Origin of the sequence: Phytoactinopolyspora limicola (assembly GCF_011320225.1) — a bacterium.
GTDB lineage: Bacteria > Actinomycetota > Actinomycetes > Jiangellales > Jiangellaceae > Phytoactinopolyspora > Phytoactinopolyspora limicola.
Genome location: NZ_JAAOEN010000008.1, coordinates 29,218 through 43,604, shown reverse-complemented (window position 1 = coordinate 43,604; position 14,387 = coordinate 29,218). Strand labels below are relative to the sequence as shown.

Here is a 14,387-nt window from a genome sequence, read left to right as displayed (position 1 = left end):
GTTACGCGCCGATGGCGTGCACTCCACCGTCGACGTGAATAACCTCACCCGTCGTCTTCGGGAACCAGTCGGACAACAACGCCACAACCCCCCGGGCGGCCGGCTCGGGGTCGCTGAGATCCCATCCCAGCGGCGCCCGGGCGTCCCACACCCCCTCGAACTGGTCGAACCCGGGGATCGACCGGGCGGCCATCGTCTTGACCGGGCCAGCGGAGATCAGATTGACCCGCACACCCCGTTCACCCAGGTACTTGGCTAGATAACGGGACGTCGCCTCCAGGCCCGCCTTGGCCACACCCATCCAGTCATAACCCGGCCAGGCCACCTGAGCGTCGAAGTCCATGCCGACCACCGACCCACCGTCGGGCATGAGGGGCAGTGTCGCCATGGTCAGCGACTTCAGCGAATAGGCCGAGACGTGCACCGCGGTGGAGACGTCGTCGAACCCGGCCTCCAGGAACGAACCGCCCAACGCGGTCTGCGGGGCGAACGCGATCGAGTGCACCACCCCGTCGAGCCCGTCGACGTGCTCCCGGAGCCGGTCGGCCAGCGACGCCAGCTGCTCGTCGTCCTGAACGTCCAGCTCCAACACCGGAGCCGGCTCGGGCAGCCGCTTGGCGATCCGCTCCACCAGGCTGAGCCGGCCGAAGCCGGTCAACACCACCGTCGCACCCTCCTGCTGGGCCAGCTTGGCCACGTGGAAGCCGAACGACGATTCGGTCAGCACACCCGTGACCAGTACCCGTTTGCCGTCGAGGATTCCCATATGTCAGTGCCCCATTCCGAGTCCGCCGTCGACCGGGATCACGGCACCGGTCACGTATGCTGCTTCGTCGCTGGCCAGCCAGCGAACCACACCTGCTACCTCGTCGGCCGAGGCATACCGCCCGAGCGGGATGCCGCCGAGGATCTCGGCCCGCCGCTCCTCGGGCAGCGCGTCGGTCATGTCCGATTCGACGAACCCGGGGGCGACGACGTTGGCCGTGATCGACCGGCTACCGAGTTCGCGGGCGATCGACCGGGCCATCCCGACCAGACCGGCCTTGCTGGCCGCGTAGTTGACCTGGCCCGGCGAGCCGAGCAGGCCAACCACGCTGGAAATGAAGACGATGCGGCCCTTGCGGGCCCTCAGCATCCCGCGCGAGGCCCGCTTGGCGACCCGGAAAGCGCCCGTCAGGTTGGTGTCGACGACGTCGGTGAAGTCGTCCTCCCCCATCCGCAGCAACAAGGTGTCGCGGGTGATGCCGGCATTGGCCACGAGTACCTCGACCGGCCCCTGCGCGGCCTCGACCGTCTCGAACGCGCTCTCCACCGACGTGGTGTCGGTGACGTCGCAGCGGACCCCGGCCAGGCCCTCGGGTGGCTCGCCGCTTCGATGCGTGATGGTGACGGCATCGCCAGCAGCGGCGAACGCCCGAGCGATAGCTAGCCCGATGCCGCGGTTGCCGCCGGTGACCAGAACAGACCGACTCACGTTTAGCGCTCCTCTCAGGTCCAGACCCGCCGACGCTACCTGATCGGCTCGGAGCGGTCCGCGCGGCGGGTACCTACGAGTCTTCGAGCCGGAAGCCGACCTTCATGCCCACCTGCACGTGTTCGACCTCGCCGTCGACCAACTGGCCGCGGATCTCGGTGACCTCGAACCAGTCGAGGTGTCGCAGCGTTTGAGCCGCCCGATGAACGCCGTTGCGGATCGCGTCGTCGACGCCCTCCGTCGACGTTCCGACGATCTCGGTGATCCGGTAGGTGCGGTTCATCTCGTCCTCCTCGTGCTCACACGGCGGACCACGGTGGCCCGATGCCAATTCTCCTCCTACCGTTGCACGTATGAACCGGATTCACCGTTCTCACGGGCGACGCGAAGAGCCGGTGCAATCCGTCACCACCGCTGCCGCCGGGCGGAGCCATGATCTGCGGTCACGCCAAACCCGCTACCTCTGGATGATGGGCATCCGGCTGGCCTGCCTGCCGCTGGCCGTCGTCACCTCCGGCTGGCTGCGGTGGTTCTTCATCGCCGGCGCGGTGGTGCTGCCCTACATCGCGGTGGTCGTAGCCAACGCCGCCAGCCGTCCGGCACCTGGAACCATCCAGTCGGTCGCCCCTCCGGCGCCAGCCGAACTACCAGCAGGGACGCAGAATCCACTGGTAAATGATCAAAAACCCGACGTTTAACCCTTCCGATAGGCCTCTTTCCCGTGTAATACTCCCCACGCGCACGTTCCGCATTCCCCCGTCGGTGCGCTGCGTAGCGACGGCGTCGGGCGGCTTCCCCCGTGGCTGCCCGGCGTCGCCGTTTATCGGCCGGATCGCCCGCCGCCGGAGCAGCCTGAGCGGCCACGTTGTGTATCCGGCCCGCCCCGCGCCACGCCGTGCCCCCGCCGTGTGCACCTGATCTCCGTTTTGTCACCTGATCTTTTTGCCTGGGCGATCAGGTGTACCAACGGCGGGTGTCGGCGCGGTGTGGTGCATCTGATCGCGTCCCGTGATGTGGACGCGCGGCGATCAGATGCACGATCGGCGCTTTGAGGGCGAGTTGTGCATCTGATCGGCAGCAGGTGTCCGGTCAGCGATCGGTGGCGGGTCCGGCGAGTGGGGTCCGGCGAGTGGGGTCCAGCGAGTGGGTCGGTCATCGGGGTCCGGCCGGGGATGTTGTGCTCGTGGTGTTGGTGTTGGTGTTGGTGTTGGTGTTGGGTGGTTCGTCGTTGTTCGCATCCCGCGCGGTCGACACCGGGCGAGACGATCAGATGCATCAACTGACCGACAGGCCGCGGTGACGCATCTGATCGCCGCGCGTCCGCATGGTGGAGGCGATCAGGTGCAGCACACCGCGCCGTCGTCCGCGGTTGGCACACCTGATCGCCCCAGGGAAAAAGATCAGGTGACAAAACGGAGATCAGGTGCACAACGGGGGAGCTAGCCGCCGATGGCGGACATTGGCCGGTCGGGCTGGAGGAACTCGGGGTTGTCGATACCGTGCCCGGCCGCTTTGCCGGCCATCGCGATCCGCCAGCGCTCGGCTAGCTCTTCGTCGCTGGCGCCGGCCCGCATAGCTCCCCGGAGGTCGGATTCTTCGCGGGCGAACAGGCAGGTGCGCACCTGGCCGTCGGCGGTGAGCCGGGTGCGGTCGCAGGTGCCGCAGAACGGCCGGGTCACCGACGCGATGATGCCGACGCGGGCCGGCCCGCCGTTGACCAGCCACCGCTCCGCCGGGGCGCTCCCCCGCTCCTCGGGGGTGTCGGGGGTCAACTCGAAGTGTTCCTGAAGTGCGGCCAGGATGTCGCCCGCGGTGACCATGTCGGCGCGGTTCCAGGCGTGCTGGGCGTCCAGCGGCATCTGTTCGATGAACCGTAGTTCGTAGCCGTTGTCCAGTGCCCAGGCGAGCAGGTCGGGGGCTTCGTCGTCGTTGACGTCGCGCATGAGTACGGCGTTGACCTTCACCGGCGACAGCCCGGCGGCGTCGGCCGCCGCCAGACCAGCGAGGACGTCGTCGAGCCGGCGCCGGTGAGTGAGGCGCTCGAAACGGTCGGCGCGGAGGGTGTCCAGCGAGCCGTTGACGCGATCCAGCCCGGCCTCGGCCAGGGTGGCGGCCACCCGGGTCAGTCCTACGGCGTTGGTGGTCAGCGATAGTTCCGGGCGAGGATCGAGTTGTGCACACGCAGCCACGATGTCGACCAGCCCGCGGCGCAGCAGCGGTTCACCTCCGGTGAACCGGACCTCGCGGATGCCGAGCCGTTCGGCGCCGATCCGGACCAGCCGGATGACCTCGTCGTCGGTAAGGAGCTCCGGCTTGGGTAACCAAGCCAGCCCCTCCTCGGGCATGCAGTAGGTGCATCGGAGGTTGCACCGGTCAGTTAATGAGACTCGGAGATCTGTCGCGATACGCCCATACCGGTCGGCAAGCATGTCTCCCAGGCTATGGTCTACGGTCGATTCGTGTACAGGTTCCTCGCGACGCGTCGCTGGCTGGTCCGAACGTTGGCCGGGCTGCTCCTCGTCGCGGTCTGCGTCCGGCTCGGGTTGTGGCAGCTCGACCGGAACGAGCATCGTGCCGAGCGCAACGAGATCATCGAGACCAACGCCATCACCACACCGGCCACCCTCGAGTCTCTGTCCAGCCCAGGAGACCCGTTCGATCCGAGCGACGAGTGGCGGCGAGCCGAGGTTACCGGCAGCTATGACGAGGCACACCAGCTTCTGCTCCGGCTGCGGCCCCTCGACGGCCAGCGCGGCGTGCACGTCGTCACACCGCTGGTGTTGCCCTCCGGCGACGCACTTCTCGTCGACCGGGGGTTCTATCCGTCCACCGACAACGTCCCGCAGGCCCCACCACCCCCCACCGGCGACGTGACTGTCGAGGTCCGGCTCCGGGCCAGCGAAGACGTTCGTGCCGCCGACCTCGACCCCGACCTCGGCGTGATCCGCTCGATCAACGTCGCCGACCTCGACGCCGCGGTTCCATATCGTCTCCACCCGGCCTGGGCGGAGGCGGTGGCGCCGATCGACGACGAACTGCTGGCCATCCCGCCCCCCACCACCGACGCTGGTCCGCACCTGTCCTATGCCATCCAGTGGTTCATCTTCGCCACCATCGGGCTGACCGGTTTCGTTCTGCTGGTACGGGCCGAGGCACGTGGCCGCCGCCAACTCGCCGCCGACGCCGAAGCAGACGCCGAAGCAGACGCCGAAGCAGACGCCGACGCCGACGCCGACGCCGACGCCGAGGCAGACAAAGCGGACGCGGCGGATCAGCCGGGGGCTCTTCAACGGGCCGCCAACGACGGCTGACCGCGACGGTGCCCGCTGAAGGAACGCCGAGCGCGTATAGCGCCGATATAGCGGCAGGTGAGTTCATAGTGAACCGGGACGCGGGCAGTGGGAGACCACCTCGGCCGGGACAGCTATACTCCCAGCCCGTGACCCGTGCGTCGACGGGAAGGGGGGATCTCACGCGGTGACTGACTTCATCGAGACCGCGCTGTCCCTCCCCGCCGTCGTGTTCAGCTTCATGTTGGTGGTGGTCGTGGTCTATTGGCTGGTCGTCCTGGTGGGTGGCCTCGGCGTCGACATGTTCGACGGGGATGACGGCGGCGCCGCCGGCGATCTGTTGGCGGCCGCGAAGCTGGATGGCGTGCCGGTCACTATCGCGGCGTCTTTGTTGATCGCGTTCGCGTGGTTCTTCGGAATGGTAGGCACCGTGGCGATCGGCGAGTTGGACCTCCCCACACCGGCCATGGTCGGGCTCGGCATCGTGGCCGTGGCGCTGGCCATCACCCTGGCATGGATCATCACATCGTTCGTGATCATGTTCGTGCGACGCACCCTGCCCAGGGTCAGAGAATCGTCTCGGGGCGACTTCGTCGGCAAGATCTGCGTCATCCGGACCGCCCCCCTCGGCGCCGGCACCGGCCAGGCGGAGGTTACCGCCGACGATGGCTCCACCGCCATCATTCAGGTCCGCCAGACTGGCCAGGACGAGTTCTCGGCCGGCAGCACCGCTCTGATCTTCGACTACGACACGGACGGCGAGTTCTTCTGGGTCTCGCCGTTCGCCGCTGAACTCGACCCTGGCGGAAGGCCGTTCTGAGCCGCCAGGCCCACCCAGAACAGAAACGTTCGACCACAAGCGAATATCACCTGAAGATCGATCAGCCCGCCGGCCACACCTGCTGGACGGCCGATGCCGCAGGAACAAAGGATGTATAGATGGATACCGTGAGCACCAGTCTTGGTGTGTTGTTAGCCGTCATCCTGATCGTCGCGCTCGCGGCGATCTTCGTCGTGACGCGGCTGTTCCGCAAAGTGGAACAGGGTCGCGCACTTATCATCTCCAAGGTCAAGCGGGTCGACGTCACCTTCACCGGTGCGGTTGTCCTGCCCATCGTCCACAAGGCCGAGTTCATGGATATCTCGGTCAAGACCATCGACATCGAGCGCACCGGCCACGAGGGCCTCATCTGTCAGGACAACATCCGGGCGGACATCAAGATCACGTTCTTCGTGCGGGTGAACAAGACCGTGGAAGACGTCATCCGGGTGGCTCAGGCGATCGGTACCGAACGGGCCAGTGATCAGACGACGCTGCAGGAACTGTTCAACGCCAAGTTCTCCGAGGCGTTGAAGACTGTCGGCAAGCACATGGACTTCGTCGATCTCTACACCCAACGCGACGAGTTCCGCGACCAGATCATCCGGGTGATCGGCACCGACCTCAACGGCTACAGCCTCGAGGACGCGGCCATCGACTTCCTCGAGCAGACACCGATGTCGCAGCTCGACACCCAGAACATCCTGGATGCGCAGGGTATCCGCAAGATCACCGAGCTCACCGCGCAGGAACACGTCCGCACCAACGACTTCGAGCGGGGCCGGGAGAAGGAGATCACCCGGCAGAACGTCGAAGCCCGCGAGACCATCCTGGAGCTCGAGCGCCGGCAGGCCGACGCCGAGGCCACTCAGCAGCGCGAGGTCGACACCCTCCGCGCCCGCGAGGAAGCCGAGACCGCCCGGGTCCAGGCCGAGGAGCGGCTCAAGGCCGAAAGCGCCAACATCCGCACCGACGAGCAGGTCGGCGTCCAGAGCGAGAACAAGGCCCGCGAGATCGCCGTCGCCGAGCTCAACCGGCAACGTGTCGTCGCCGTCGAGACGGAGAAGATCGAGAAGGACCGGATGCTCGAGGTCGTCGCCCGTGACCGGGAGACCGAGCTCGCCACGATCGCCAAGACCAAAGAGGTCGAGACCGAGAAGCGCGCGGTGGCCGAAGTGGTCCGCGAGCGGGTCGCCGTCGACAAGACGGTCGCCGAGCAGGAAGAGAACATCAAGCGGGTCCGTACGGTCGAGGAGGCCGAGCGGGAGCGTCAGGCCACGGTGATCGCTGCCGAGGCCGAGGCCCAGAAGAACCTGGTCAAAGACATCAAGTCGGCAGAGGCTGCGGAGCAGGCTGCCAAGCACAAGGCCCAAGAGGAGCTCACGCTCGCCGAGGCCCGTCAGCAGGCCGCGGAGCTCGACGCCCAGGCCAAGATCCGGCTGGCCGAAGGGGCTCAGGCCGAAGCTGCCGCAGCCGGCCTCGCCGAGGTCCAGGTGCGCGACCGCGACGCCGAGGTCATCGAGAAGGTCGGCCGGGCCGAAGCGTCCGCGGCCCGGGAGAAGGCGCTCGTCGAAGCCGAAGCGATCCGCGAGAAGCTGAAGGGCGAGTCTGAGGGTCTGAAGGAGAAGGCCGCGGCGATGGCCGCACTCGACGAGGCCAGCCGCGGGCACGAAGAGTTCCGGCTGCGCCTGGAGATGGAGAAGGACGTCCGCCTGGCCGGGCTCAACGTCCAGCGCGACGTCGCCGAGGCCCAGGCCAAGGTGTTGGCCACCGGGCTGGAGCAGGCCGACATCAACATCGTCGGCGGCGAGAGCGTCTTCTTCGACCGCATCGTCAACTCGATCTCGCTGGGCAAGGGGGTCGACAGCTTCGTTAACCACTCGGATGTCGCGAGCACCATCGCCGAGCCCTGGCTGAATGGGTCCTCCAACGTCGTCGAGGACATCATGTCGCTGCTGGGTAGCGTCGACACCGAGGATCTGAAGAACCTCACGGTGTCGGCGTTGCTGATGCAGTTGATCAACAAGGGCGGGCCGAACCGCTCCAAGCTAGAGCAACTGCTCGAGACCGCCCGCACCTTGGGCTTCGCCGATCAGCCGGTGGCCGCCCTGACCGGTTCGAAGCAGTAATCCGACGTGTCCGAGACCGCGACCGACACCGCTGAGGGCACCCCGGCCCCCGCGGATCAGGAACAGGCCGGGCTGGACGTCGGCACCTACGAGGTGCTCCGGACTCGGCTGCGCGACCAGGCCACCCAGCTCGCGTCGCGCGCCGAGGCACTCAACACCCGCCGGATCGAGGTGTTCGGCGGCACGCAGCTGGCGTTGATCGGTACCGAACGGATCCGTACGGAGAACAACTGTGTGCCGCGCGACATCATCTCGTTGGGCGCCCTCGGCTCGGGAGCCGAGGGCGACGGCGGGTTGATGCTGTTCGGCTACAACGTCTTCATCGGGATGAAGCCGGAGACGAGTGTCGACGACGTCTTCTCGCTGCATCGGTTCGCCCGGTCGGCCGACGACGACGCAGAGCCGGGATCGTTCCGGTTCGACGACGCGGAGCCGGGTGATCTGCCCGGTCTGCTCGACGGGCAGAAGTTCCACCGGGACTTCGCCGACATGTACCGGTATTTCCGCGAGACCCGGCTGCTCCAGCTGCGACGCACCGACGACAAACTGCTCGCGGTTTTCCAGACCGGTCCGAGCATCGACGACCTGCGGGTGCTGCGCTGGCAGGTCGATCGTGGTGGCGACATCCGTTACCTCGACAACCGCGGCGAGCGGGACCACGTCTATCCCCGTTCACACGACTTCGAGTGGATCGAAACCACCCGCGACAACCACGTCACCGGCCGTTATCCACACATCTCCATCGAGGACGTCGTCTTCGTGGAGACCACCGGCGGCCATCTCACCATCAAGGTGGAGGACAACACCGAGAGCGGCGAGGGTATCTACTCCGAGCAGGTCGAGGACCCGCTGCAGAGTCTGGCCGACGCCGACGTGTTCTACGCCCGGCTGGGTCCGTTGGTGCTGCTGCGCATCAGGCCGTACAACGAGACCGTCTGGCGGCACCTCGTCTTCAACACCAGGACCAGAAGTGTCACTCGGCTCGACGGCATCGGGCAGGCCTGCCAGCAGCTTCCCGAGGATCACGGCATCATCTTCCCGGACGGCTATTACCTGAGTACGGGTGAGAGCCGCACGTTCGACACCGACGTCACCGACCTCGAGTTCAAACGGACCATCCGCTCCCCCAACGGCGAAGATGTGCTCTACGTCTTCCACGCCCGCGAAGAGGGCCGGTCGCTGCTGCTGCCGTACAACGTGATCCGCAAGGAGGTCGCCAACCCGATCCCTTGCCACGGGTACTCGTTGTTCGACGACGGCACCCTGGTGATCTTGCGGGCGACGTCGGAGGAGCCGACCCGGGTCCACCCCCTCCAGGTGTGGCAGACCCCGTTCCAATCGGACACGTACGCGGCGGCACAGCCGGTGGGTACCGGCCCGCTGGAGCGGGTCGGCAACGCCGAACTGGTCCGCGGCATCTCGGACTGCCTGTCGATCACCCGGATGATCGGCGAGATGGCACCGTCGGCGGCCGTGTTCGAGGCCATCATCTCGGCTTGTACGCGGGCTTTCGACAGCTACCACTGGTTGGGTGAACAGGAGCTATCCGACCTACGCACCCCGGTGGCCGACATCCGGGCCACCGCCGAGCAGGTACTCGACGAGTTCGAGAACGTCCAGGCGCTGACCACCCAAGCTCGCACCGCCGTCGACGAGGCTGCCGCCGACATCGCGTCGCTGGTGCGCCGGGTGCGGGGTGAGGCGCCGCGAGCGGCGGCGGCGTGGGTGGCTCAACTGGCCCAACTACGCCAGGCCAGGGGCCACCTGGTCACGTTGCGCGACATGCGCTACGTCGACACCGGCCGCATCGACCGGCTCGATGCCGATCTCGACGAGGAGCTGGGCTCGGCCGCTCAACGCGCAGTTGAGTTCCTGCAGGGTGAGGATGCCTTCGCCGGCTACCACTCCGAGGTCGACCAGCTTGTCGAGCAGGCCGAGTCGATCCCGTCGGTCGCCGACGCGACCGAAGTGGCCACGAAGCTCGACGAGCAGTCACAGGCGTTGGAGACGGTGACCGAGGTGATCGGCTCGTTGGACATCGCCGACGCCACCGTACGCACCGCGATCCTGGAACGGATCGGTGAGGTGCTCGGCGCGTTGAACCGGGCCCGGGCCACCCTTCAGGGCCGGCGGCGCGACCTGCTGGCCACCGAGGGCCGGGCGGAGTTCGCCGCCGAGTTCGCGCTGCTCGGCCAGGCCATCACGGGTGCACTGGCGGTGGCGAACACGCCGGAGGCCTGTGACGACCAACTGGGCCGGCTGCTGCTCCAGGTGGAGAACCTGGAGGCACGGTTCACCGAGTTCGACGACTTCCTCGCCGAGCTGGAGACCAAACGCGACGACATCTACGAGGCGTTCTCGTCGCGTAAGCAGGCGCTGGTAGACGAGCGCACCCGGCGGGCGGACCGGCTGACCGACTCCGCCGAACGGATCCTCACCAACGTGCGCCGCCGGGTGGCGTCGCTGGGTTCGGTGGACGAGGTCAACACGTACTTCGCCTCCGACGCCATGGTGGCGCGGCTGCGTAAGGTGGGCGCCGAGCTGCGTGAGCTGGGCGATCAGGTGCGCGCCGAGGAGCTGGCCGGCCGGATCAAGGCGGCCCAGCAAGAGGCCGCCCGGTCGCTGCGGGACCGGCTCGATCTGTACGACGACGGCGGCGAGACCATCCGCTTCGGCCCACACCGGTTCGCGGTCAACACCCAGCCGATCGATCTGACGCTGGTGCCGCATGACGGCGGGATGACGTTCTCCGTCACCGGGACCGACTTCCACGCGCCGGTGGACGACCCGGAGTTCGACAAGACCAAGCCGTTCTGGGATCAGCTGCTGGTGTCCGAGTCACCCGAGGTGTACCGGGCCGAGCATCTGGCCGCGGCTATCCTGGCCGCGGCGGAGGACGAGTCCGACGGTTCCGGGCTGACGCTGGACAAGCTGCACGAGGCTGCCGTTGGGGAGGATGGCCTGCTGGCCACGGTCCGGCAGGCTGCGGAGAGCCGGTACGACGAAGGCTACGAACGCGGCGTACACGACCACGACGCGGCCGCCATCCTGGAGGCGTTGCTTCGCCTACACGCGGCCGCGGGCCTGTTGCGTTATCCGCCGGCCGCCCGAGCCGCCGCCCAGCTGTTCTGGACCTTCGGCACCACCGACGAGGCCAGGGCCAGCTGGACCACTCGGGCCGTTTCGCTGCACAAAGCCCGGGCGACGTTCCGGTTCCACCGGTCCGAGGCCGTGGAGTCGCTGTCCGCGGAGCTGGACGGCGCGGTGACGGAGTTCTTCACCGCCGCCGGCCTGGGCGAGGTTGACGACGCCGACCGGGGCCTGGCCGGTGAGTATCTGTTCGAGGAGTTGGCCGACCCGTCGTCGGGCTTCGTGACCAGCGCCGGTGCGAAGAAGCTGCTCGACGGGTTCCGGCGGGCGCTGAGCCGACGTTCCGGCGCCGGTTCACGCCAGGCGTTCGAGGACGACCTGCGCGCGCTCGGCTCGGACCTCGCCGCCCGGCATCAGCTCGTGTACGCCTGGCTGAGTTCTTACCTGGCCGCCAGCGACGGCGACGTCTCCGCGGTGGATCTGCCGGAGGCGGTCGCGGTGGAGCTGACGGGCAGCGCGGCGACCCGGCACGAATCCGCGGCGTCGCTGTCGGCCAGCGTCAGTGGCTTGCTCGGTACCCATCCGCGGATCAACAACCGGACGTTGACGTTCCGGCTGGACGAACTGCTGGCTCGCGCTCGGCGGTTCCGTACCGAGCGGATCCCGGCCTACCGCTCCTTCCAGCGCCAGCGCACCGCCCTGATCGAGCAGCAGCGGCACGTGCTGCGCTTGGAAGAGTACAAACCGCAGGTGATGAGCGGTTTCGTGCGCAACCGGCTGCTGGACGAGGTCTATCTCCCGCTGATCGGCGACAACCTCGCCAAACAGATGGGGACCACGGGTGAGTCGCGCCGTACCGACCAGAGCGGCCTGCTGATGCTCATCTCCCCTCCCGGGTACGGCAAGACGACCCTGATGGAGTACGTCGCCAGCCGGCTCGGGCTGGTGTTCGTGAAGGTCAACGGCCCGTCGTTGGGACATGCCGTGACGTCGGTGGATCCCGCCGAGGCACCCAACGCCACTGCCCGGCAAGAGGTCGACAAGATCAACCTTGCGCTCGAGATGGGCAACAACGTGTTGCTGTACCTCGACGATATTCAGCACACCAATCCGGAGCTGCTGCAGAAGTTCATCTCGATGTGTGACGCGCAGCGGCGGATGGAAGGTGTCTGGAACGGCCGGACCCGCACCTACGACCTCCGGGGCAAACGTTTCGCCGTATGTATGGCCGGTAACCCCTATACGGAGGAGGGCAAGCGGTTCCGGGTGCCCGACATGCTGGCCAACCGGGCCGACGTGTGGAACCTCGGTGACGTTTTGTCCGGCCGCGACGACCTGTTCGCCTTGAGCTACGTCGAGAACTCCCTGACCGCCAATCCGGTGCTGGCGCCGCTGGCCGGCCGGGAACAGGCCGACGTCGACGTTCTCGTCCGGCTCGCCCGTGGTGACGAGACCGCCCAGCCGGACCAGTTGACCCACCCGTATTCACCGGTGGAGCTGGATCAAATCTTGGCGGTGCTGCGGAAGATGCAACGGGTGCAGGAGGTTGTGCTGACCAACAACCAGGCCTACATCGCCTCGGCCGCGCAGGCCGACGCATCCCGGACCGAGCCACCGTTCCAGCTACAGGGCTCCTACCGGAACATGAACGCGATGGCGGCCCGGGTGGTGCCGGTCATGAACGAGGACGAACTCGAATCGATGATCGACGACCACTATGTTGGTGAGGCGCAGACCCTCACCTCCGGCGCGGAGGCCAACCTGCTGAAGCTGGCCGAACTGCGGGGGCGGCTCACACCCGAGCAGTCCGAACGGTGGGCCGAGGTCAAGGCGGGATTCCTCCGGGCGCAGGCGCTCGGCGGCGACGAGGACGATCCGATGAGCCGCGCCGTCGGTGCCATCGGCCTGCTCGCCGACCGGGTCGGGGGGATCGAGAACGCGATCAGCCACGTCACGGAGAAGGCGTTCGACCCATCTAACCGCGGGGCCCGGGCTCGCCGTCCGAAAGGTCATCAAGCGGACTGAGTTCACCAGCGGGCACCGTATCATTTGGCCGTACCGACGGACCGTATCACTGGACCGTACCGACGGACCGTATCACTGGACCGTATCGTCATACGGTCCAGTGATACGGTGCCGGTATGACAGATGTTCGACGACGACGTGCTGGCGGTGAGCGGCGCGCGGCCGTGCTCGATGTGGTGACCACTGTGCTCGCCCAACGCGGCTACCAACAGACCCGGTTCACCGACGTGTCGGAGGCCAGCGGCGTCGCGGTGAGCACGCTCCAGGGTTACTTCGGTTCCCGGGACGACATGCTCATCGAGGCGATCCAGCGTTCCACCGACCACGAAGTGGCCACCATGGAACGGATGAGCCAGGAGGTCGCTGATCCATGGCAGCGTCTGGTGACACTCGTCGAACGCGGGATCGCTACCCCGGTCCCCGTGTGGCGGATGCTGATGGAGTTCTGGACCACCGCGGCACACGACGAAGAACTACGGCAGCACAGCGTGGCCTTGCAGGCCCGGTATCGCCAGCCGTTCGTGGATGCGATCACCCACGGCCGGGACACGGGCATGTTCACCCCACACCATGATCCCGCCGCCGTCGTCGACGTCCTCGTCGCGGCGTTGGACGGGCTGCTCTTCCCGCGAGTGCTTGGCCAACCCCGGCCGGACACCGACCCGTTCCGCGACGTCCTGCTCGATCAACTCGCCACGACCCTGGAGGTCCGGTCATGACCACACTCGTCACCGGCGCCAGCGGCAAGGTCGGCCGCCATGTGCTCGACGGACTGACCCAGCGGGGTGTCGCGGTGCGCCCAGCCACCAGGCGAACGGACGTCCCCCTCGACTGGGCCGATCCGGCCGGCTGGGACGCCGCCCTGGACGATGTCGACCAGGTGTTTCTCGTCCTGCCCGGCGGCGACGACGGGCACCGGTCGGTGTCCGGCCTAGGCCAGCAGGTCATCGGTTTCCTCGACCTCGCCGAGCAGCGCGGTGTGAGCCGCGTCGTCCTGATGACGGCCCTCGGCATGCAGTACGCACCCGCTGACGTCGACCAGCGAGCCGTCGAACTGCGTCTCCAGAACAGCTCGATGCGCTGGACCGTCGTCCGGCCCAACTGGTTCTATCAGAACCTCACGGAGGGGCCGCTGCGTGATCTGGCCGATGCCCACGGCGGCCGGTTGTCGCTGCCGACCGGCGCGGCGACGGTGAGCTTCATCGATGCCCGCGACATCGCCGCCGTCATCACCGCCGCACTCGTGGCCGACCACCACGGGCGTGAATACACCCTCACCGGGCCGGAGAGCCTGTCGTTCACCGAGCTGGCACGGCTGGCCGCGAAGGCGGGGTTGCCGATCCTCGATTACCAGCCGGTGGCCGAACCCGAGTTCCGGGCCCGGACACTCGCGCTCGGCTGGGACCACGAGTACGTCGACACGCTGTGCGGGCTGTTCGCGGCCATCGCCGCCGGCCATGCCGCACCGTGCACCGCCGACGTGGCCGACGTGCTGGGCCGGCCACCAGTCGGCTTCGCCGAGTTCACCTCCACGCACCAGACCTGACAACAGGCAATCC

General features: G+C 67.4%; 11 protein-coding genes. 7 read left to right on the top strand and 4 right to left on the bottom strand.

The features are described 5' to 3' along the window. Position 1 precedes the first annotated feature (1 nt). The 3 genes from fabI to G8760_RS18450 form a co-directional block, all read right to left on the bottom strand. Positions 2 to 766 carry an enoyl-ACP reductase FabI gene (gene fabI / locus G8760_RS18460; protein ID WP_166353899.1) on the bottom strand — a complete coding sequence of 255 codons (765 nt, stop codon included), beginning with the start codon at positions 764 to 766 and terminating at the stop codon, positions 2 to 4. 3 nt (positions 767 to 769) lie between these two features. Next, positions 770 to 1,474, bottom strand: coding sequence for a 3-oxoacyl-ACP reductase FabG (fabG, locus tag G8760_RS18455; RefSeq protein WP_166353897.1), 705 nt, complete (start codon positions 1,472 to 1,474; stop codon positions 770 to 772). A 73-nt stretch (positions 1,475 to 1,547) separates the two neighbouring features. Further along, on the bottom strand, positions 1,548 to 1,757 hold the full coding sequence (locus G8760_RS18450) for a dodecin (RefSeq protein WP_166353895.1): 210 nt from the start codon (positions 1,755 to 1,757) through the stop codon (positions 1,548 to 1,550). A gap of 70 nt (positions 1,758 to 1,827) precedes the next feature. Between G8760_RS18450 and G8760_RS18445 the strand changes: the two genes are divergently transcribed. Beyond that, complete coding sequence (locus G8760_RS18445) at positions 1,828 to 2,172, top strand: DUF3099 domain-containing protein (protein ID WP_166353893.1); 345 nt, start codon at positions 1,828 to 1,830, stop codon at positions 2,170 to 2,172. Positions 2,173 to 2,913: 741 nt separating this feature from the next. Here the strand turns inward: G8760_RS18445 and moaA are convergent. Continuing rightward, positions 2,914 to 3,903, bottom strand: a complete 990-nt coding sequence (gene moaA / locus G8760_RS18440) for a GTP 3',8-cyclase MoaA (RefSeq protein ID WP_246222603.1) — start codon at positions 3,901 to 3,903, stop codon at positions 2,914 to 2,916. A gap of 30 nt (positions 3,904 to 3,933) precedes the next feature. On the opposite strand from moaA, the gene G8760_RS18435 reads away from it, so the two are divergent. From G8760_RS18435 to G8760_RS18410, 6 genes are all read left to right on the top strand, one after another. After that, positions 3,934 to 4,785 carry an SURF1 family cytochrome oxidase biogenesis protein gene (locus G8760_RS18435; protein ID WP_246222602.1) on the top strand — a complete coding sequence of 284 codons (852 nt, stop codon included), beginning with the start codon at positions 3,934 to 3,936 and terminating at the stop codon, positions 4,783 to 4,785. 166 nt (positions 4,786 to 4,951) lie between these two features. After that, entirely contained in the window at positions 4,952 to 5,584 is a 633-nt protein-coding gene (locus tag G8760_RS18430; protein WP_166353887.1) for a hypothetical protein, read from the top strand. A 119-nt stretch (positions 5,585 to 5,703) separates the two neighbouring features. After that, positions 5,704 to 7,713 (top strand): flotillin family protein, encoded by a 2,010-nt coding sequence (locus G8760_RS18425; RefSeq protein WP_166353885.1) that lies wholly within the window; start codon positions 5,704 to 5,706, stop codon positions 7,711 to 7,713. 6 nt (positions 7,714 to 7,719) lie between these two features. Next, positions 7,720 to 12,828: a DNA repair ATPase gene (locus G8760_RS18420; protein ID WP_166353883.1), complete on the top strand. Its 5,109-nt coding sequence runs from the start codon at positions 7,720 to 7,722 to the stop codon at positions 12,826 to 12,828. 116 nt (positions 12,829 to 12,944) lie between these two features. Next, the gene (locus tag G8760_RS18415; protein WP_166353881.1) at positions 12,945 to 13,547 is read left to right on the top strand and encodes a TetR/AcrR family transcriptional regulator; all 603 of its coding nucleotides are present in this window, start codon (positions 12,945 to 12,947) and stop codon (positions 13,545 to 13,547) included. Then, entirely contained in the window at positions 13,544 to 14,374 is an 831-nt protein-coding gene (locus G8760_RS18410; protein ID WP_166353879.1) for an NAD(P)H-binding protein, read from the top strand. Before G8760_RS18415 ends, G8760_RS18410 begins: the two co-directional genes overlap by 4 nt. Positions 14,375 to 14,387 lie beyond the last annotated feature (13 nt).

Coding starts and splice junctions, on each gene's coding strand:
- fabI (WP_166353899.1), bottom strand. CDS start 766: ATGGGAATCCTCGACGGCAAACGGGTACTGGTCACGGGTGTGCTGACC.
- G8760_RS18450 (WP_166353895.1), bottom strand. CDS start 1,757: ATGAACCGCACCTACCGGATCACCGAGATCGTCGGAACGTCGACGGAG.
- G8760_RS18445 (WP_166353893.1), top strand. CDS start 1,828: ATGAACCGGATTCACCGTTCTCACGGGCGACGCGAAGAGCCGGTGCAA.
- moaA (WP_246222603.1), bottom strand. CDS start 3,903: ATGCTTGCCGACCGGTATGGGCGTATCGCGACAGATCTCCGAGTCTCA.
- G8760_RS18425 (WP_166353885.1), top strand. CDS start 5,704: ATGGATACCGTGAGCACCAGTCTTGGTGTGTTGTTAGCCGTCATCCTG.
- G8760_RS18415 (WP_166353881.1), top strand. CDS start 12,945: ATGACAGATGTTCGACGACGACGTGCTGGCGGTGAGCGGCGCGCGGCC.
- G8760_RS18410 (WP_166353879.1), top strand. CDS start 13,544: ATGACCACACTCGTCACCGGCGCCAGCGGCAAGGTCGGCCGCCATGTG.